Annotated in this window: 22 protein-coding genes; 16 read left to right on the plus strand and 6 right to left on the minus strand. The window is 30.8% G+C overall.

Annotated elements, in window-relative coordinates:
- Window positions 1–32: 32 nt before the first annotated feature.
- The 4 genes from OCU47_RS21770 to OCU47_RS03010 all read left to right on the plus strand — a co-directional run bounded on the left by OCU47_RS21770 (window position 33) and on the right by OCU47_RS03010 (window position 3339).
- Entirely contained in the window at window positions 33–869 is an 837-nt protein-coding gene (locus OCU47_RS21770) for a methyl-accepting chemotaxis protein (RefSeq protein ID WP_309297425.1), read from the plus strand.
- 390 nt (window positions 870–1259) lie between these two features.
- The gene (locus OCU47_RS03000) at window positions 1260–2063 is read left to right on the plus strand and encodes a lipid II flippase Amj family protein (RefSeq protein ID WP_261827111.1); all 804 of its coding nucleotides are present in this window, start codon (window positions 1260–1262) and stop codon (window positions 2061–2063) included.
- 112 nt (window positions 2064–2175) lie between these two features.
- Complete coding sequence (locus tag OCU47_RS03005) at window positions 2176–3045, plus strand: SPL family radical SAM protein (RefSeq protein ID WP_261827112.1); 870 nt, start codon at window positions 2176–2178, stop codon at window positions 3043–3045.
- A gap of 138 nt (window positions 3046–3183) precedes the next feature.
- On the plus strand, window positions 3184–3339 hold the full coding sequence (locus OCU47_RS03010) for a hypothetical protein (RefSeq protein WP_261827113.1): 156 nt from the start codon (window positions 3184–3186) through the stop codon (window positions 3337–3339).
- Between the two features lie 69 nt (window positions 3340–3408).
- Here the strand turns inward: OCU47_RS03010 and OCU47_RS03015 are convergent, their stop codons facing one another.
- On the minus strand, window positions 3409–5148 hold the full coding sequence (locus OCU47_RS03015; RefSeq protein ID WP_261827114.1) for an ABC-F family ATP-binding cassette domain-containing protein: 1740 nt from the start codon (window positions 5146–5148) through the stop codon (window positions 3409–3411).
- A 485-nt stretch (window positions 5149–5633) separates the two neighbouring features.
- On the opposite strand from OCU47_RS03015, the gene OCU47_RS03020 reads away from it, so the two are divergent.
- Both OCU47_RS03020 and OCU47_RS03025 read left to right on the plus strand, forming a co-directional pair.
- Window positions 5634–6155 carry a putative ABC transporter permease gene (locus OCU47_RS03020; RefSeq protein ID WP_261827115.1) on the plus strand — a complete coding sequence of 174 codons (522 nt, stop codon included), beginning with the start codon at window positions 5634–5636 and terminating at the stop codon, window positions 6153–6155.
- A gap of 261 nt (window positions 6156–6416) precedes the next feature.
- The gene (locus tag OCU47_RS03025; protein ID WP_261827116.1) at window positions 6417–6980 is read left to right on the plus strand and encodes a GNAT family N-acetyltransferase; all 564 of its coding nucleotides are present in this window, start codon (window positions 6417–6419) and stop codon (window positions 6978–6980) included.
- Between the two features lie 153 nt (window positions 6981–7133).
- Here OCU47_RS03025 and OCU47_RS03030 read toward each other — a convergent pair whose 3' ends face one another.
- On the minus strand, window positions 7134–7304 hold the full coding sequence (locus OCU47_RS03030; protein WP_261827117.1) for a hypothetical protein: 171 nt from the start codon (window positions 7302–7304) through the stop codon (window positions 7134–7136).
- A gap of 244 nt (window positions 7305–7548) precedes the next feature.
- Between OCU47_RS03030 and OCU47_RS03035 the strand changes: the two genes are divergently transcribed.
- Window positions 7549–10194: a beta-mannosidase gene (locus tag OCU47_RS03035; RefSeq protein ID WP_261827118.1), complete on the plus strand. Its 2646-nt coding sequence runs from the start codon at window positions 7549–7551 to the stop codon at window positions 10192–10194.
- Between the two features lie 106 nt (window positions 10195–10300).
- On the opposite strand, the gene OCU47_RS03040 is transcribed toward OCU47_RS03035, so the two are convergent.
- From OCU47_RS03040 to OCU47_RS03050, 3 genes are all read right to left on the minus strand, one after another.
- Entirely contained in the window at window positions 10301–10516 is a 216-nt protein-coding gene (locus tag OCU47_RS03040; RefSeq protein ID WP_261827119.1) for a DUF2922 domain-containing protein, read from the minus strand.
- A 56-nt stretch (window positions 10517–10572) separates the two neighbouring features.
- Window positions 10573–10797 (minus strand): DUF1659 domain-containing protein, encoded by a 225-nt coding sequence (locus OCU47_RS03045; protein WP_261827120.1) that lies wholly within the window; start codon window positions 10795–10797, stop codon window positions 10573–10575.
- A 149-nt stretch (window positions 10798–10946) separates the two neighbouring features.
- Entirely contained in the window at window positions 10947–11135 is a 189-nt protein-coding gene (locus tag OCU47_RS03050) for a YvrJ family protein (RefSeq protein ID WP_261827121.1), read from the minus strand.
- Window positions 11136–11323: 188 nt separating this feature from the next.
- Between OCU47_RS03050 and OCU47_RS03055 the strand changes: the two genes are divergently transcribed.
- The 8 genes from OCU47_RS03055 to OCU47_RS03090 all read left to right on the plus strand — a co-directional run bounded on the left by OCU47_RS03055 (window position 11324) and on the right by OCU47_RS03090 (window position 18977).
- Window positions 11324–11695: a four-helix bundle copper-binding protein gene (locus OCU47_RS03055; protein ID WP_261827122.1), complete on the plus strand. Its 372-nt coding sequence runs from the start codon at window positions 11324–11326 to the stop codon at window positions 11693–11695.
- Between the two features lie 124 nt (window positions 11696–11819).
- A complete protein-coding gene (locus OCU47_RS03060) occupies window positions 11820–13244 on the plus strand; it encodes a cell wall-binding repeat-containing protein (RefSeq protein ID WP_261827123.1) in 1425 nt (474 codons plus the stop codon).
- A 135-nt stretch (window positions 13245–13379) separates the two neighbouring features.
- Window positions 13380–15725, plus strand: a complete 2346-nt coding sequence (locus tag OCU47_RS03065; protein WP_261827124.1) for a xanthine dehydrogenase family protein molybdopterin-binding subunit — start codon at window positions 13380–13382, stop codon at window positions 15723–15725.
- Entirely contained in the window at window positions 15712–16542 is an 831-nt protein-coding gene (locus OCU47_RS03070) for an FAD binding domain-containing protein (RefSeq protein WP_261827125.1), read from the plus strand. The genes OCU47_RS03065 and OCU47_RS03070 overlap by 14 nt, the downstream gene beginning before the upstream one ends.
- 3 nt (window positions 16543–16545) lie before the next feature.
- Window positions 16546–17025, plus strand: a complete 480-nt coding sequence (locus tag OCU47_RS03075; RefSeq protein ID WP_261827126.1) for a (2Fe-2S)-binding protein — start codon at window positions 16546–16548, stop codon at window positions 17023–17025.
- 80 nt (window positions 17026–17105) lie between these two features.
- A complete protein-coding gene (locus tag OCU47_RS03080) occupies window positions 17106–17771 on the plus strand; it encodes a hypothetical protein (protein ID WP_261827127.1) in 666 nt (221 codons plus the stop codon).
- Window positions 17768–18259, plus strand: coding sequence for a nucleoside-triphosphatase (locus tag OCU47_RS03085; RefSeq protein WP_261827128.1), 492 nt, complete (start codon window positions 17768–17770; stop codon window positions 18257–18259). The genes OCU47_RS03080 and OCU47_RS03085 overlap by 4 nt, the downstream gene beginning before the upstream one ends.
- A 142-nt stretch (window positions 18260–18401) precedes the next feature.
- Window positions 18402–18977, plus strand: a complete 576-nt coding sequence (locus OCU47_RS03090) for a nucleotidyltransferase family protein (RefSeq protein WP_261827129.1) — start codon at window positions 18402–18404, stop codon at window positions 18975–18977.
- Window positions 18978–19071: 94 nt separating this feature from the next.
- Here the strand turns inward: OCU47_RS03090 and OCU47_RS03095 are convergent, their stop codons facing one another.
- Entirely contained in the window at window positions 19072–19737 is a 666-nt protein-coding gene (locus tag OCU47_RS03095; protein WP_261827130.1) for a protease inhibitor I42 family protein, read from the minus strand.
- A 487-nt stretch (window positions 19738–20224) separates the two neighbouring features.
- Here OCU47_RS03095 and OCU47_RS03100 point away from each other — a divergent pair, with 487 nt between their 5' ends.
- Window positions 20225–20983 (plus strand): DUF438 domain-containing protein, encoded by a 759-nt coding sequence (locus OCU47_RS03100; RefSeq protein WP_261827131.1) that lies wholly within the window; start codon window positions 20225–20227, stop codon window positions 20981–20983.
- The last annotated feature ends 38 nt before the right edge of the window (window positions 20984–21021 follow it).

The following is a 21021-nucleotide window of genomic DNA, read 5'->3' on the forward strand; positions in this document are numbered from 1 at the left end:
ATAAAATTTAACTTAAAAGAGAGGTATTATAAATGAATTTAAGTGATGAGGAATTTTTTTCAGCAGTAAAGGCTATATTTCCTATTTTACCAACACTATTCAATTCGGATGTTACCATGGCTATTACTGATAATGAGAAGGTAGTAACAATAAAAGAGGCTAAAACTTTTGATTTGGGTATAAAGGAAGGACTTAAATTAATAGTAGGAGGAACCTCAGAAAAGGCAATAAAATCAAGAGAAAAGATTTCAATTCGTTATCCTAAAGATGCTTTTGGATTTCCTATAGTTGCTTCTGCAGTTCCATTAATTAATCCTAATACTAAAAATGTAGTTGGAACTATAACTTACGCTATTTCTATGGAAAAAGAAAATGCAGTAGTTGAAATGGCAAGTGCATTGCAACTATTCTCAAAAGAACTAGAATCTTCATCTGAGGACTTAAGTAGTTCTACACACAAGTTATCTAGCAATAGTGAAAACTTTAATCAATTAATTAGCGAAACTCAAGCAGGCATAGCAAGCATGGATGACATTATTAAATACATAAAAAGTATTGCAGATACAACAAATTTATTAGGATTAAATGCATCAATTGAATCAGCAAGAGCTGGTGAACATGGTAAAGGCTTTTCAGTTGTAGCAGGAGAAATAAGAAAGCTTGCTACAAATAGCAAAGAATCAACAGGAAAAATTAATGAAACACTAGCTAAGATTAAAGAAAATATAGATCAAATTGTAAGCGTTATAAGTGAATTCACTGATACAAGTACAACTCAATCTAGACAAGCTGACCAAATAGCAGCAGGAAGCCAAGCACTTAATGATTTATCTTCTAAATTGTTAAAATTATCTGAGGATATTGGGTAAGTAAATATTAAAAATTATAGTGTGAAGCTCATATACAGTTATAAAGTAATTGTATATGAGCTGTTTTTTTTATTCCTTAAGAAATTGTAATGAAGTGGAATTTATGTATAACTTATAAAAAAGCTATTTGATTAGGTTTCATATGGAGAAAGAATAAAAAAGAAATTATGTTATGAAGATATTGTTAACAAAATCCCGCATTTTGTTCTTAAAGTAAAGGAGAGTATGAAAAAAATGTTAAAAATAAGAAAGTATGCTGTTTTAAAATTATATTGTGTGATATAAAGGATAAAAAGGAAACTTATGTATAGAGATATATGGAATTAAACAGGAAATAGATTGTAATTGATTTCTTATTAGAATCAATAGTTTATTGAAGGGAGCAAAAGAATGTCTGTACAAATAGTAATAGTTATAATCCTGACAGTTATAATATCAATAATTTCAACACTTGCGTATTCTGTAAGGATTGTTGGCATAAGAACAGGAAGAATAGCAGTATCGTCTGCAGTATTCAGTATTTTTGCGCTAATATCAAGAACAGCAAATAGTATTCAAGGACCAGTATTGTCTAAAAAAATTGAGAATAGCATAAAGGTTGGAAATGTTGAAAGTATGCTATATATATTTAGGTGGATACTAGGTTTCACAACAGTAGCAACAATTATTGGAGCATTGTTGATGCCAACATTTATAAAAGTCTTAGAAAAAGCAGTACAATCATTTTGTGTTAATCGCTCTATCCCCAAATTATTATTACATGCTTTTTCAAAATCAGGAATAGAACAGTTTAAAAGTAGTGTTACAAAACCTAAAAAAGAAAATTTAGCACAGTTAAAGTGTTTGAAGATGATTCCTAAAAAAGTTATTTTATTAAATACGTTAGCTTTTTCAGCAGTGACTGTTGGTTCATTATCATCATTATACGCTGGATGCTTAAATCCAGAACTAAGAACTACTTGCAGTAATTTATCACCAGTTATAACAGGTGTTGCAACATTACTTATGGTTATTTTCGTGGATCCATATGTATCAATGTTAACGGATGATGTGATAAATGGAGAGTGTACTGAACTTCAGTTTAAAAGATGTATAATTTTTGTTGTTGAAGGTTTGATAATAGGAACAATTTTAGCACAGTTATTACTGATTCCAGCAGCGAGAGTAATATCATTTATAGCTAAAATACTTTAGAGAGTAAAATAAATAACTTAATTAAATATGACATATAGTTGTCAACTATAATGATATATAATAGTGTTTATAAATCTTATTATATAGTTGTAATAGAAAAGGAAGAAGTAGTATGCATTATAAAGAAGTAAAGGGGATTTTATCACCAGGTAACGGTATGAATTTATATCGTGGTTGCACCCATGGTTGTATTTATTGTGACAGCAGGAGTTGGTGTTACAATATGGATCATGATTTTGAGGATATTGAAGTAAAGATTAATGCACCACAATTACTTGAAGAGTCACTTCGAAAAAAGCGTAAGAAGTGTATGGTTGGTACAGGGGCGATGTGTGATCCATATATGCATGTTGAAATGAAGCTTAATCATACAAGAAAATGTCTTGAAATAATTGATAGGTATGGGTTTGGACTTAGTATTCAAACAAAATCAAATCGTATATTGCGTGATTTAGATTTGCTGAAAAGTATAAATGAGAAATCTAAGTGTGTTGTTCAAATGACTCTTACTACTTATGATGAGGAGTTATGTAAAATTATTGAACCTGCTGTTTGCACTACAAAGGAACGTTTCGAAGTGCTTACGATTATGAGGGATAATGGGATTCCAACTGTTGTATGGATTGATCCAATGTTACCTTTTATCAATGATACAGAAGAAAATTTAAGAGGAATTTTAAATTATTGTATAGAAGCTAAGGTATACGGTATTATTTGTTTTGGTATGGGGTTAACTTTAAGAGATGGTAATAGAGAATATTTTTATAAGAAGTTAGATGAACATTTTCCAGGGCTTAAAGAAAAATATCATAAAAAGTATGGTTACAGTTATGAAATAAGAAGTGATGAAAGTAAGAAATTTATGCATATCTTCCGTTCAGTATGTAAAGAACATGGGATAGTTTGCAATAATGATGTAATATTTAATTATATGCATACTTTTGAAGAAAAGCAGATAGTGCAGCAATTAAGCTTATTTTAGATAGTATAATGTAAATAAAAATGGAACTCTGTTGTGAAGGCAGTGTTCTGTTTTTTTTATAATGAAAACATTAAGTTAGAATTTAGTTTACCTTTGTGTCGTATTGAATTAAATTAGTATAACTAATAAAATATTAGTGTGGTAAATTGTGGATTATTATTAAAGAAGTTATGTTATTTAGGATTAAGACCAACTGTTCAAGTTAGTGCAAAGACTAAAAATGGTCAAACAGTAGATGTAACTTTTTATACAGATACTGATGAATTAATTGGAGTATGTTTTCATGGTGAATAAAAGAATAAAATGATTTATTTCCCTCCAGTGTCCTCATAGACACTAGAGGGCTTTATTTACACTTTTATTTTAAAGTAACTTAATCAGTGATTCTAACTCTTCAGATAAAACTTTTGCAAGTTCAAAATCAGTATTTTTTAGAGCCGTTTCTATTTTTATTTCAACAGCTCTTTTCTTTTGTTCAATTTCTAAATAGTCTTTATCAAAATACTTTGCATAAATCATCTTTCTAAATTTTCGCATACTCATTCTTCTAATTGTCTTATCTTCAATAATTAAAACATAATCTACGCAGTTTATAATAGAATAGTAATCATGAGATATCATTAAAATCGCACCGTTATAATTTGATATGGCTTTTTCAAGTGCTATCTGTGAATAGGTGTCTAAATGACTTATGGGTTCATCTAGAAGCAACATGTTTGATTTACTAGCAGAAACTTTGGCTAACTGAAGTATATTCTTTTCTCCACCAGATAAAGATCCTATTTTTTGGTTTATGATTTCTTCGTCAAAACCATAGTTTGAAATATATGATTCAACATCTTCATAAGTTTTAAAACCTGCATCTAGGAATTCTTCAAGTATTGTATTAGATTCATTTAGTATTTCACCTTGAAGCTGTGATAAATAAGCTATTTCAATGTGAGGATCTATTTCAATAGCAGGATTATTATTTTTAAAGATATCTCTAAGTAAAGTTGTTTTTCCAGTACCGTTTAACCCGATAATAGCCACTTTATCATTAGATTTAATCTCAAAGTTAATGTTTTCTAAAAGTGTATCATCAAAGCTAACACTGTAATCATTAACTTTTAAAGCAATTGTTTCTTCAATCGGATTATTAGTAGTTAAACGGATATAAGGTTGTTTAATTTCAATAAAAGGTGTTTTTATTCTACGAGCTTCTAATCTTTCTAGAAATTTCATTTTACCTTTTAGATATCTTCCAGCAGCAGTCTCACCTGTAATTTCTGCTCTCTCTCTTAGTCTATTGATTATATGCTCGTTTCTCTCAATTTCTTCATTATCAGCAATAGCTAGTTCTTGTAACTCAATTTTAGTTTGAAGTAATGAGAAGTTATAATCAATATAGCTTCCATCAAATTCTTGGAGTTCAAGATTTTCTAAGTGTATAATTTTATTAAAGCAATGATTCAATAGATATCTGTTGTGGGTGATTACTAACATTATTCCTTTGTGAGAATTAATTAGATTTCTAAGAGAATTAAGGTTTTCAAAGTCTAAAAACACATCAGGTTCATCCATAATCATTAAGTGTGGGCTATTAAGCATTTCCTTAATAACTTGGATAAGTTTGAATTGACCACCACTAAGTTCAGATATCGTTAGATCTTTAAGCTTGTTTAAGTTTGCAAGATTTAATTTTTTATTAAGGTTGCTTTCGAAATCATCTCCACCAATTGCATCAAGTGCCTCTAAAGCTTCTTGGTATTTTATTAGTAAAGTATCAATATCTGAAGATGTTTCCATTTCAGCACAAATAGAGGCTATCTCATTTTGTAGTTTAATAAAATCTTCACATATATATTCGAAAACTGTAGTTTCTTTTATTTTATCTAGTTGTGAGAATTGACTTACATATCCAATCCTACAATTTGGATCAATCTCTAGGGTACCATCGAACACATATTTTTCTGGGTCCATAATTATATCTATCAGTGTACTTTTTCCGCTACCACTCGTACCTATAAAGGCGCAATGTTGATCATCTTCTAAGGTAAAAGAAATCTTATTATAAAGATCTTTTTGCGGAAAGGAGTAAGACAAGTTATCAACTTTTATCATAATATTACCTCTCTTTATCATTTGAAAAGAGCCTATAAAAATAAGCTCTTCAATATATGCAAAACCTTCCAAGTTGCAATTCTACAATTGGAGAAGTTCTGAAGTAACGATATTCTTTTTTTAGTTTATCGTTTGTAGCATAACATTTTTTTCGACTAATTTCAATCATTTCATGATAAGGTGGGGAATATTTGCAAAGAGGGTGTAGCAAATTTAAGCTACACCCTTTTTCACAAAGTATTATTAGATTGTTAACGTTGATAGATATTTATCCAACATAAACTGAATATAAAATGAATATAAATTGAATGTAGACTTTTGGATTTTAAGGTTCTATTTAGTCTAGGGGTTTGCTATACCATTTGTTTGAAATAGAGAAGGAACAAATATGAAATATAGTAGAAGGAGGTACATATTCTATTGGAGGAAGAAAGAATAAATTAATTAGTAGAGACGAATTAAAAAATAATAATATTTTAGATAAAGTGTTTGAACAGATTTTAGATATTTATAAAGTATTAGGGATATTTATAATTGGTTCAATAATTGGATTTGTAGTTGAAACCCTTTGGTGTACTGTTGTGAATAAGCATTTAACATTTAGAAATGCTGGACTACTTGGCCCCGTTAATCCTATATATGGTGTAGCGATGGTTATGTTTACCATGTTATTTCATAAATTTAGACCCAAAAAAACGTATCAGATCTTTCTAATGGCAGCAATTTGTGGAGGTGCCTTTGAATTTATTTGTTCTGTACTTCAAGAGATGATATGGCATACAAGATCTTGGGATTATTCAAGAGATTTCATGAATTTATATGGAAGAACAAGCCTTCAATATATGATTTTTTGGGGAATTATAGGCTATGTATATATTCTATATATTTATCCATTAATTAGTGAAAAGTTAGAAAAAATCAATGTGAAATACGTAAAGGCAGGATTGATTGTTGGAGCTTTAATTATAGCTATTGATTGGATTAGGTTTGGAATAATATTGCTTTAAGATTGTGTATAGATATGTAGATTTTTGCTAAATTGGACTAGCTTAGTATTGATATTAAGCTGATTTTCATTAATATAAAAATCAAATAAATAATACTACTTGAAAGTTTTTAACCCTTCAGTGTAAAACTGAAGGGTTTATTTTTTGGTAAAAGGCAGATATAATTTTAGATAAGCAATGGTAATATTTAGGCACAAATTTAGTGCTATGTAAAATATAAAAATCAAAGCGTGCAAATTATGATAGTTTTGGGGGATAAAGATGAATCAATTAAAAAAGTTTATAGGACATAAATGTTTTCTATCACCTGTAGATACGAGTATGACAGAGGTTGTGGCTAAATGGAGCAATGATATTGAAATGTCTATTAAAACTGGTGATATTTCAGACATGATTACTTATGAAACACAGAAAGAATACCTAGAAGGTATGAACAGTCGTAGTGAATATGCTTTCTATATAGTAGATAACTCTAATGAGAAGGTAATTGGAATTGCAAGACTTATGCGAATAAGTTTTATAAACAGAAATGCGGTAATGGGAATGTTCATAGGTGAAAAGGATAATAGAAACAGTGGCATTGGAACTGAAGCTGGGAAGCTATTGCTTGATTTTGCTTTCAACGTACTTAATCTAAGAAATGTTATGGTTGAAGTATTTTCCTTTAATAAAGCTTCACTAAAGCTATGTAAGAAGTGTGGTTTTAAAGAAATAGGCAGAAGAAGAAAAGCGATTATTTATGGGCAACATGAATATGACGAGGTTTTTCTAGATATACTTAATGAAGAGTTTAGTGATTCAATTATAGAAGGATATTTAGAATAGAACTTCAAAGTTAAACTATTCAGTGCATATGATATATGTTAGAGAGTTTTTATAAGAAGATAAAAATAAATAGAAGTAACCCAATATTGATACAAACAATTATATTGGGATATTCTATCTGTCTGTTTAAAAGTTATCCTTACGTGTGAAATTTTATAGTTGTTTTTTTACTTGCTTATCAAATATTGCACATAGTCCAGCTATGAAAATGAAACAGGCACCTATCTTGCCCAAAATGCCATTGGAATTAATAAAAAAGAAAATTGAATTTAGAAAACATAGAACTGAGAATGCAATTCTGTAATCGACGATAAATTTTTTCATTATATAATAAATCCTCCTACACTTATAGCCATATTTAATTACAAGAGTATATCATTATTTTTATAGGATGTAAATATTGGATAAATACTTTGCGTGAGATAATAAGTATGCATATTGAAGGATGTTTGTATTATATTGTTAATACTTTGGAAATTTATTAGTAAGTATTATTACTGAAATTGTAAAGTTAATAGAATAATTTTATAATGCGATTTTAAGAAGTATATAAATTGGGAGTGAGAAAATGAGTAAAGTTAAACAACATCAATCATATGGGCTATCAGGAGAGTGGAGATTAATTTTACAAGATGTGGGAAGAGGAAACTTACAGCAGGCAATTGATTTATATGAGGATGGAAATACAATTGAATGTAAAGTACCAGGAGATGTGCATATTGCCTTAACAGAAGCAGGAGTTATTGAAGATCCACTTATAGATCTAAATGGTGAAGATTGTAGATGGTTAGAAGAAAAAGAATTTTGGTATATAAAGGTATTTGATATAGAAGAAGATTTCGTTCAGGATTATGAGGAGATTACTTTTGAAGGACTTGATTTAACTTCTGATATTTGGCTAAATAACAAGTATATTGGGTGTCACAATAATGCTTTTATTGGGAAAACAATTGATATAACATCTAATATTAAGGTGGGTAAAAACTTATTGGTTGTTAGAATAGATGATGGTGTTAATAGTGTGAAAGAAAAACCAATTGAGTTGATGAAATACTCTTGGAACAATGATCAGCCTTATAGAGTATGGATGAGGAAGCCTCAATATGTATATGGATGGGATTGGACAATCTGGTTACCAACCTGTGGAATATGGAAGGATGTGCACATTGACAGTTATCACAAAGCATATATTAATGATGTTTATATTGAAACACAATTTGAAGGAAATAGAATATCTAAAGCAGATAATATTAGTTTAGGTATAAACATTGAACTTAAAGCATTAAAAAATGAGAAGTATACTCTTCAATGTGAGTTGTACAAGGATGGACGTTATGATGATGCTAACAGTCCTATTAGTATTTGCAGTAAAGATGTAATTCTAGAAGCCTCAATAGTGAATTACAATATGAAATTAGAAATAAAGGAACCTAATTTATGGTGGCCCAATAAATCAGGGATGCCTTATTTATATTGTGTTAAGGTACAAATTAAAGATAATGAAGGAAAAATTATTGATACTTCAGTGAGAAAACATGGATTAAGAACTGTAGAAATTGATAAGCAGGATCTTGGAGATAACCAAAAAAGTTTTACCTTTAAGATAAATGATAATCTTATATTTGTTAAGGGAGCCAACCATGTGCCAGCGGATTGTTTATTAGGGCGTATAACTGATGAAAAAGACAGAAGAATTCTAGAAGCAGCTGCAGATGCTAATATGAACATGATACGTGTTTGGGGTGGCGGTGTTTATGCAAGTGAAGCTTTTATGGATGGTTGTGATGAATTGGGATTAATGGTATGGCATGATTTTATGTTTGCATGCGGATACTATCCAGATTATGACGAAAAATTTTATGAAGAGATTAAAATAGAAGCAACAGTGGCTATAAAGCGTCTTAGAAATCATGTTAGTTTAGTTGGATGGTCAGGTAATAACGAAATTCAGGAGATGTATACATCAGCTAAGGAGTATCATGAAGAATTGCCTTGGTATGGTGGACGTTTTTATGAGGAACTTTTGCCTAGCCTTGTAAAATCACTTTGTTCAGATAGAATATATAGGGAAAGTAGTCCATATGGAGGGGATATGCCTGCAAGCTATGAGGAAGGTGATCAACATACATGGCATTTTACCCATCGTCCTAACTGGGAACATTATTTAGACTTATGGCGTTTTACAGATTTTGATTTTAAGTTTTTGAGTGAGTTTGGTATTATAGGTGCAATGAATATTGAATCTGCAAAAAAGTGTATTAAAGCAGAAGCTTTTAATCCAGATTCTCATGAGTGGCTATATCATACAAACACAACCAGTGAGCATCAGTTACTAAATATTATAGTTAATAAATATTTTGGGGATTGTTCAAAAATGGACATTCAAGAATATATTCTTAAAAGTCAAGTTATACAAGCAGAGATTATGCGCCATATTTATGATGAATTACGTGCTAGAAAATTTAGATGCTCTGGAATTTTACTTTGGACTTTAAGTGATTCTTATGGTATACACAATTGGTCTGTAATTGATTATTATTTAGGCAAAAGACCTGTATACTATTATTTGAAAAGATCAATGGCTCCACTTGGATTAACACTAAAAGGTTATGAAGCACAAAATTTTGATGGGATGGCTAATTATAAAAAGTATTATAAGGGAGAGGTTAAGCCCATAGAAGTTACAGTGATTAACGATACATTAGAGGATAAAGATGTATTTTTTGAATATAGGATTCTAACTGTGAATGGACAAGTATTGAAAAGTGGAGAAATAGCCCAAAATATAGAAGCAAATAGCACACGAGTATATGCAAATATTGATTTTTCAGATATTAAAAAAGATATAATTCCAGAAGAAACCTTTCTACATGCAAAGATAAGTTGCGAAGGAGAGACTTTAAATGAAAATCGATACTTCTTTGCACCTTATAATAAATTAAATCTAAGCGCAGCAGATATTGAGTGTACTGTAAATAGGATATCAGATATAAAAGTAAAGATGAAGTTGCAGTCTACAACTTTTGTATGGATGCTTCATCTTGCAACTCCAGATGGGATAAATCCTTCAGATAATGATTTTGATTTAATTTCAAATGAGGCAAAGTATATTGAAGTAGAGGTAGAAAATGCAGAGAATTATATGCCTGAGTTCTTTAGTTTAAACCCAAGAACAAAAGTTAAAATTATAAATGACTCAAAATGCTTGAATTAGAGAAAGTGAAATATTAGAGGGATATTTATTAATAGAAAAGCCATCAATCTAAGAATAAAATTAAGATTGATGGCTTAAATATTTTTTAATTATTTAGTTGTAATTATTAAAGGTCAAACTTAGTAGTTTCTTTTTGAGACAAATGAGCACTGTACTTTGAAACTAAAGATACGCCCTTGTTTACAAATATATCTTTAGCTATTATGGTATCCATAAGACTATTTACCTCGTCTTTTGTTAAAGTAGGTTTCACACCTGCTATGCTTAAAGAAGCCTTGTCACCTGCAGCATTGATAAATGTTAAAGATAGTGTATATTCCATGTTAAAAATCCTCCCTACAATCTAATTTTTGATTTCATTAATTTAATTATTAAGCATTAAGCGTTAGTGATCTTTGAAGCTTCATTTAAATAGTAATCCCTAGTGCCATTTCCTAATACAGCCTTTATAGCCTCAGCTACAGCAAAGATATTTTCTATTGGAGCAGTACCCTTTACTCCAGAGAAGGTCTTCTTTTTATAAACTTTTGCTCCTGTTTTATCTGTTCCACTTTCAACCTCCATAGAAAAAGAAGTGGTGTTTAAAGTTTTGTTTACTGCCATAATAAAATCCTCCCTATAAATTTAATTTTTAACTTTTAACTTTTAAGCTTTGTGCACATTGCTTACAATTTCTATATATGCAATTATTGGAATATTTAAGGGGCTACGTTGAATTTTTTTAAATTTTATATTTTGTTTTTTAGAAATAATTAAGCACTTTTATTTTCATTTGTATAATCAATAACAACTCCAAGTTTTGTAGAGATAATGGTATTAAGTTTATTGATTGAAGCAGTTAATCCAACGATTTGCTTTTCAAGGCGCATAAGCAGATAAGCACTTATGGCAACAGGAAAACCAACATTGGCAATTAAGTTTGCTAGATCATTACCGTTCATATTAAGTTCACCTCCATTCATTATTTATATATGTAACTCGCAGAGTAATTGCATAGAGATAGAGTGCATCCACATTAAAATGAGAAATACTACTGAATTATGGATTATTCACAAGAATTACATCAGTATATTTCTAGTTATTAAGAAGAAAATAAATCTTGTAATCTAAAATAAAGGAGGAATTAATTATGGAAGTAGCTATGATGGAGCCAGTAGATTCATTAATACATGTAGGCACTGAAATGCAATCTTGTATTGATTCTTGTAACAGATGCGCTCAGATTTGTGAAGAATGTTTAAATTTATGTTTGCAAGAACATAACATTAAAGATAGGTTGATGTGCATCAGAACACTTCAAGATTGTGCTGAAATTTGTACTACTTCAGCTTGCTTTATGGCAAGAAGTAGTGTTAATGCAAAGGAAGTAAGTAGTGTATGTGCAACAATATGTGAAAAGTGTGCATCAGAATGTGATATGTTTAAAGACGATCATTGTAGACTTTGTGCTGATACATGCCGTCATTGTGCAGATGAATGCAGAAGAATGAATAATGCATAGCAGCCTTTATTTTAAGAAATTGCAAAAGAGAAATACCCTAATTTAGGGTATTTTTCTTTTACTATAATCAAAATAAATTATTAATTCATATCATATTTATTGATAAAGTTTTAGGAGATTTACAATGAATAATAATTATGAAGGTTGTCCGTGTACATTAAATACTACAAGAATATGTGGTGATACTCCTATTGATGCATCAATAGAAGTATCTAAGATTGGGTTTGCAGATATGAGACCTAATACAGTTATTTTGGTAAATGAGAATGAAGTTTTTGACGGAATAGCAGCAAGCTCTTTGGTTCACTTTCCGTTTAATGCACCCATTCTATATACAGATGGAAATACTTTAAGCAAAAAAACTTTGGAGGAAATTCAAAGGTTATCTCCAAAGGGATATCAAGAGATACAGGTGATTTTAGTTGGGAATATTGCAAAAGCAGTATCTTTAGAACTTACCTTTCATGGATTTAATACAGAGCAGATGGTTGGACATAATCATTATGAAACTGCAACTATGGTTTGCGATTTTAGAGAAGTGTTTGATAATATCATTATAATGTCTGGAGAAGATTATACAGAAGGGATTGCTTCAGCTTATTGGGCAGCACATCATGGCTCTCCAATTTTGTATGTGCAAAAAAACAATATTCCTCGTTGTACCTTTGAGGAAATAACAAAAATGAAAAATGTTAATGTTTATATTTTAGGTTCAACAAAAACTGTATCAAAATCAGTTGAACTTTCATTAGAACAAATCCGCAACGTAAAAAGAGTACAGAGAATTGAGGGAAATAGCATATATGATATAGCAGTGAATTTTGCTAAGTATAAAGATGAGGAAACAGGATTTGGGTGGGATAGAGACTATAGAGCAGGTCACGCTTTTACATTTGGAGATATAAATCAACCAATGAGTATTATAGCAGGAGTAGTATTTGCACATATGGGAAAGCATACGCCTCTTCTTTTAGTTGAAAAAGATAAGGTGCCAATGATTGTAGAAAGCTATATAGATTCAGTGAAACCTCTACCGCCTAAGGACATGCCTAAACCTCCATTTATGCATGGATTTATAATGGGGAATCTTGAAAGTATAAGTTATGAAGTGCAAAAAAGTTTAGAAAAATACCTGTCTATTGATTACGAAATGATGGGGATGGATTCTAAGATAGAGATAATAGAAAATGTTCCAGATATAATAGAAGAGCTTAAGCAGAAAATTAAGGAAAAAAAGCACAATATAAATATAGGAAATGCTGTTAAAGGCAAAGAAGATGTAGAATTAACCCATGAAAAAAATAGTGATTTCTATACTCAGCCAGAGATGATAAAAATGGAGCATAAGAACTTAGATAAAGGAAGAGAAGTGCTTGCAGAGAGTAAAGATAATTGTAGTGTTGATATGAATAAATTTAAAAAATATTGTATGAATCATAGTGATAAAGATTTAGTGAATTTTGTGAATTACGAAATTGGTTATGAATATATTGCTGAAAAGGTGAAATTTGATTGCTTGATTATAGGCGTAAGAGATTTAATTGATTAAGCAGTAAAAGAGATTTTCATAAATATGAAAGTCTCTTTTACTGTTTATATGATAGTTGAATAATTTAATAAATGGTGGAAAAAATAAATCTATTATTAAAAATCTGTAAGAACTATTAAGAGGAGGGAGTATCCTTTGAGCAATGCAAATATAGTTGGAGTGAGTATACCTAGAAAAGAAGCGTATGATAAGGTTACTGGTGCAGCTAAATATGTTGATGATACAAATAGTCCAGGAATGTTAACTGCTAAGATACTTACAAGTCGCTATGCACATGCAATAATAAAATCAATTGATATATCCGAAGCAAAGAAAGCACAGGGGGTGAAGGCTGTTATAGCTGGAGACTACTTTCCTGTACTTTGTGGAGCATTAATAGAGGATAGACCTCCAATAGCAAGAGATAAAGTTAGATATTATGGTGAACCTGTAGCAGTAGTTGTAGCTAATAGTGAAATGGAAGCTATGAAAGCATTAGAACTTATAAAAGTTGACTATGAACCTTTGCCTGTGGTTAGCTCAATATATGAAGCATTAAAGGCTGATGCGCCTCTTGTTCATGAGAAATTAAATGAATATAGGTTAGCCGTAAATGATGTATTTCCAGAAGCTAATACAAATGTTTCTGATAGAATTCAGATAAGAAAAGGTGATGTGGAGAAGGCTTGGGAAGAAAGTGAAATTAGAGTGGAAGCTAAGTTTTCTATTCCTCAATCAGATCATATTGCTATGGAAACTAGAAATGTAAGAGCACAGATTATGCCTGATGGAAAGGTGATAATAGAAACATCTTCCCAATCTCCTTTTTTTGTTAAAACTCTATTAAGTAGATATTATGATATTCCAGAAGGAAATGTAGTTATAAAAGTTCCGCTTGTAGGGGGAGGCTTTGGTGGGAAATCACCTATACAGCTTGAACTTATAGCTTATCTTGCATCAAGGGCCGCTAATGGCAAATTAGTAAAGCTTGCTAACACAAGAGAAGAGGATATTAAGACTTCTCCATGTAAAATTGGACTTGAGGCAAGTTTGAAACTTGGAGCTACAAGAGATGGAGTTATAAAAGTTCTTGAAGCTAGTTATATGCTTGATGGTGGAGCTTACTCAGATATAGGTCCACGTATGGCAAAGGCAATAGCAGTAGATTGTTCAGGGCCATATAATATTGAAAATATATGGTGTGATTCAATCTGTGTTTATACTAACCATACGTATGTTACTTCATTTAGAGGCTTTGGTCATTTAGAGTACACATTTTGTATGGAAAGAATGATAGATAAACTGGCAACAGCACTTCGTATGGATCCATTAGAATTAAGAATAAAAAATGCTATACAACCTAATCAATACACACCAACTCAAGTAAAAACAACATTAAGCAATGTTGGTAATCTATCAGAATGTTTAAAAAAACTAAAAGAATTATCAAATTGGGATGAAGGTCAAGTAATTAAAAACGATGATGGATTAATTAAAGCCAAAGGTATGGGATGCTTTTGGAAAACATCAGATTCTCCTACAGATGCTGGTTCAGGAGCATTGATCACTTTCAACTCAGATGGAAGTGTAAACTTGAATTGCGGTGCAGTAGAAATTGGTCCAGCTAGCAAAACTACTTTAGCACAGATATTAGCTGAAAAGTTGAAAATGGATGTGAACAGAATCAATGTAATGATGACAGTTGATACTCAAGTTTCTCCAGAACATTGGAAGACAGTTGCAAGTATGACAACATATATGGGAGGAAATGCAGTACTTAGAGCTGCTGAGGATCTTATAAGTCAATTGAAAATTGTGGCTTCTACTGCATTAAAGTATCCGCCAGACGATTTTGATGTAGCCAATGAGAGGGTATTTTTAAAACAGGATCCAGATACATATCTTGCATTCAAAGATTTAGTTAAAGGCTATAAAGAACCTCAAGGTCTTGCAGTACAAGGACAAATTCTTGGGCGTGGAAATTTTATAATGAGCAATTTGACTAATTTAAATGAAGAAACTGGCAAGGGGAAAGCAGGTCCAGCATGGACAGTAGGTGCTCAAGCAGTAGAGATAGAATATGATCCCAAAATGTTTACCTATAGACTTTTGAAGGCTATTACTGTTGTTGATGCAGGAAAAGTGATTAATCCTAAAACTTCAAGAGGGCTGATTATGGGAGGAATAAACATGGGATTTGGAGTGGCAACCCGTGAAGCTTTTACCTATGATGAGGAAGGTAGGCTCCAAAGTACTACTTTACGTAATTATAAGGTGATGAGATATGGCGAGAATCCTGAATATATAGTGGACTTTGTGGAGACACCTCAGGCAGATGCGCCATTTGGAGCACGTGGATTTGCTGAGCATGGGATAATAGCTATTCCAGGAGCATTTGCTAATGCTATTTCTCGAGCTACGGACTATGAATTTGATAAATTGCCTATTACACCAGAAGAAATTTGGAAGGCTAAGACTGGAGGAAAATATGATACCCTTTGATTTTGATTACTATAAACCAGAAACAATTAAAGAAGCTGTTCAATTATTTATTGAATTAAGTTACAAGGGAAAGCAGCCGTTATACTATGGTGGAGGTACTGAAATAATAAGCATGGCGAGAGCCTGTAATGTGTACACTGAAGCTATAATTGATATAAAAGGAATTTCAGAATGCAACATTCAAGAAATAAGGAATAATAAATTGATTTTAGGTTCAACTGTTACTCTTACACAAATTGCTGAAGCAAATTTATTTCCCTTGCTTTCATTAGCTGTACAAAGAATAGCAGATCATACTATACAAGATAAAATAACTCTTGGAGGAAATATAGCAGGTACAATTATTTATAAGGAAGCAGTTCTACCTCTTCTAGTTGCTAATAGTCAAGTAGTTATTGCAACTTCAAATGGTACTAAGCAGGTTCCACTGAAAGAAGTATTTCATAAAAAAATAAGGCTTAATGGCGGAGAATTTATAGTTAACTTCATAGTGGATGAAAAATTTTTATCTCTACCTTATTTGCACGTTAAAAGAACAAAGAGTGATAAGATTGATTATCCATTAATTACTCTTGCAGCATTAAAAGATGAAAAGAAAATAAATATAGCTTTTAGTGGGGTATGTGACTATCCTTTTAGATCCGCACTAATTGAGGAGTATTTAATTGAATCAAGCTTGCCATATAAAGAGAGAATAAACAAAATAGTAGAGAGTCTTCATGATTCCATATTGAGTAATTTAGCTGGGTCTGCTGATTTTAGAAAATTTATGCTGCAAAAAATGCTTATGGAAGTTATAGAAAAGTTGGAGGGATAGGTAATGCAAAAAATCTCAGGCAAAACAATAATAATTTTAAATGTAAATGGAGAAGAAAAAGAAGTTGCAGTAAAGCCCTCTGATATTTTGTTGAATACACTTCGAAACGAATTGGGACTTACAGGAGCTAAGCCAGGTTGTGAAAATGGAGATTGTGGTTCGTGCACAGTGCTTGTGGATGGCTGGCCAATAAAATCTTGTTTGATGTTAACGGTTGAAGCAATAGGAAAAAAAATATTAACTGTAGAGGGCTTGGAGGATGCACCAACTCAAATGGCTTTTGTACATAATTGGAGTTTTCAATGTGGCTATTGCACATCAGGATTTATAATGGTTTGTCATGCTTTATCTAAAATTCATCCAGATGCAAATGATCATATTATAGAAGAATGGTTACAATCTAATATTTGCAGATGTACTGGATATGAGGAGATAAGAGATGCCATAAAATCAGTGCTAGCTAATAATTTAATCTCAAAATAATCAAATATGTTTACAGCCCTAAACATATATTTTTATAAACTTAAATATACTGTAGAGAATATATGATTTGGGAGAATAAAATGTTTAATAAAATTGAGTCAATCAAGAATTCTAAGAATTTTTTGAGAAATATAAGCATTATTATATTTTGGGGTTCACTTTGGGGAATAGTTGAAGCTACTTTGGGATATTTTCTGCACAGAATAAATTTTAGCTTTGGCTGGTGCATATGGTTTCCTATTGCTTTTTATTTTATGGATAAAATCTATAGAAAAACAGGCGAGGCTCAATGTATGCTGTATGGAGCATTTATCACTGCATCAATAAAATTAACCAATATGTTTATTGAACCAAGAATAGATAAAGTATTAAATCCTGTAATTTCTATAATATTAGAGGCTGTAGCGCTAGTAATTTTCTATAAAGTATTAGAAAAAAAGCAGAAGAAAACTAATATGATGGGTGTGGGAGTATTAAATTTATCATGGAGATGCTTATATGATATTTATTTGCTATTTATGCCGCAATCTATCTTAGCAGTATCAGTGTTAAGAGGATGGCAGCCATTTTTAAAGTTTATGATATTAGAGAGTTTAGTAAATACTATTATAATTGCCATGTATTTAATACTTAGAGAAAAGTTAATTACTAAAACAACAGAAGAAAGTAGAAGAAATTATTCCACAAGACCAGTTATATCAGCCTTAATGCTTGCACTTGCTGTTTTTATACAGCTTTATATATGATAAATATAATTACTGGAAGTATTGATTCAGGTAAAACCACTAATTTTATAGAGCTTGTTAAGATTATAGGCAGCGGAGATGGCTTTATCAGTAGAAAGGTGTATATTGACGATTGTTACATTGGACAAGAAATTATTCAATTGTCCACAGGAAAAGGTAAGTTGTGGTCAGTCATAGGAAAAAAGCCCGATGAATGGAATGAAGCATTTAATTATTATAATTATAGTTTTTCAAAAGAGGGATTAGATTTTGCGGAAAGTATAATAGTTTCTATACTCCAATCAACTAAGCAGCCTATATTTATTGATGAAATTGGACCGTTAGAACTTGAAGAAAAGGGATTTCATAGATTATTTAGTTGGTGCTTGAATTCAGAAAAAGAAATGTATGTTGTAATTAGAGAAGGTTGCATTAAAGATGTTATTAACAAGTATAATATAAAGAGTTACACAATAAGGAGAATTATAGATGGACAAACCTATCTATAGTTCTTTTTTATTGTTAATTATAGTTTTTATTAAGAGGTTTCGTATAAAAGAATGTTAGCTGGAAACACTAATGTAAAATCAAACTAACATATCTTTACTTAAAGGGATAAAATATGTAGAATACATAAGAGGTAGGATTATAATGAATATTGAAGGAATAGTGCTTGCAGCAGGATTATCAAGTAGAATGAAGAAATATAAGATGTCTTTAATGATAGGAAATAAGACTGTAATTGAAAGATGTATAGAATCCATGTATGATGTATGCTCACGAATTATAGTAGTTGGTGGTTACAACTATGATTTGATATCAGAAATATTAAAGCCATATAGAAAAGTAAAAGTAATTTTGAACTCTAACTATATGGAAGGGATGTTCAGTTCAGTAAAGACAGGACTAAAGCAAGTCACATCTGAACGCTTTTTGCTTATTCCAGGAGATTATGCTGTGATTAATAAAAGTACATACGGGCAAATTATACAATCTGAAAGTGATATAGTAAGCCCTACTTATAGGGGGGAGAATGGGCATCCTATACTTATTAAAAGCACTTACATAGATGATATTTTATATAATAAAAGTTATGAATCCTTAAGGAATTTTATAGAAGTACATAAGGTTACAAGTGTTATGGTAGAAGATCAAGGTATACTTATGGATATAGATAATATAGAGGATTATAATAAAGTAAAGCAGTATTTTTATTCACAGCTGTAAGTATGAAAAATGGATGGTAGCAAAATAACCTTTAAAGATCATTTTATTACCATCTATCTTTATTATATTAATGTTATAAGCATTAATTAGAAAATTAATCTGTGACAGTTACACGAATTAGAATTTCATCAACTACTTTTTTGGCTGGAGATACCAAATTAAAAGTTATTGTATGCTTACATTTGAAGTCGACAGCTTTAAACATGAATATGGTTATTCCTGGGGACCCTAAAAGCTCATTATATGGAACTACTTCTCTTTTTAGGAATTGTACATTATCATCCATGAAGTCACTCATATGCCAATAATAGCCTGTAGACTCTTGACTTTGAATTACAACTGAATAATATTCAGCAGGTTTTACTGTTACATCTTCTTTTGTTAATAGAAAATTAGCTGCTGCGGTATTTTTTACGCAAGATGTACTGTTTTTTATGCTGACTTTAGATTGGATATTAATCGAAGCAGCAGTTGCCGAATATTTAGCAACTGCAGTCCATCCCTCAGGCTTAATTTCTACTGGCGAATCTGTTAACACAACTTCTACTTTAGCTCCTTCAGCTAAAATATTTTCAAGTCGCGCATTTTTTGCTGGTATACCATTTACCAAAGTGCTATGTTCGACTGTAACACCAATTGTTTCGTTACTAAATGCTCCCTCAGTTGGTGTGACGACAAAAGTCCCTAGTACGGAACTGTACATAACTACTGTGTAATTGAAAGATCTGCTTACTACTCCACGTATAGTCAAACTAGGCATAATAAAATCCTCCTTTACTTATTTTGAGATTTTAATTATTGCAAGATGCAATATCTCTATAATGTAAATTTTCCAACTATACAAGATATGCTGTGAAGAAACTTTTTATGCACTTATTGTGAAAATGTAAATTTTTATATTTTATCAAAACTTCATTATGAACTTGAAGAGTGTAGTACTATGCCATATTTTTTTGACATTGTTGATTATACTCATTTGGAATATAAAGATCTATGAGAGCTGAGAGAGTTGGAAAAGTAATTTATGAGAGATTTTAAATGAAAAGAAGTTAACTCATGTATAGTGACAGTTTAGAAAGAGAAATGATACAAGACATGTTATACGAATGTGTCTTGTATCATTTTTTTATATATTTTTTAAATTTGATTTGAATCATATTTTTATAGATGAAATTCTCGTAGAATAAGCACATAGAGACGTGAGACATACAAATTTTTCTCAGGTCTATATCAAGGAGGAATGGAGAATGAATAACAATAAGATAGAAAAATTAACTGATGTTTTAGAAAGATTAAACAATGAAGGCGTGACAGAAAATCTAAGAAAAGAAGCTTTAAATATTGTTTCTAATATAAATCCAATTGAACTATCAATTGCAGAACAAAATTTAATAGAAAAAGGAATGAATCCCCATGATTTAAGACATCTTTGTGATATTCATATGGAAGTTCTAAAAGGTGAACTTGATAAGATAAAAACAAAGGTTGAGCCGGGTCATGTTATGCATACTTTTATTGCTGAACATGATAGGATACTTGAGTTTTTAACTGAGCTTGAAGAAATAAATGCTAGAATTCAAAAGCTAGGAGGTTATAACAGTGATGCTATGGAATTTGAAGAATTGCTGACTGTTATCAACAACATATTAGATGCAGAAAATCACCATCAAAGAGAAGAACAGGTATTGTTTGCAGAGATGGAGGATAGAGAAATCACAGGTCCGACAAGAATTATGAGAATGGAACATGATGATTTAAGAGCAAAGAAAAAACTATTAAAACAATTAGCAGAGCAAGTTCAACAATTAGATTTTAATGAATTTAAGGTGCAAGTAGATGAGACAGCAAAATACATTATCTTCAATTTAAGGGATCACATATTTAAAGAAAATTATATTTTATATCCTACTGCTATAGAAGCTATTAGTGATAAAGAAGTATGGGATGATATGAAAAAAAGATGTGATGAAATAGGATACTGTGGATTTACCCCTGAAACAAAATAAAAAATAAATTTATTTTATTTCGTAACAAATGTTACGGA

It is taken from the genome of Clostridium sp. TW13, assembly GCF_024345225.1.
In the GTDB taxonomy this organism is placed as follows: domain Bacteria; phylum Bacillota; class Clostridia; order Clostridiales; family Clostridiaceae; genus Inconstantimicrobium; species Inconstantimicrobium mannanitabidum.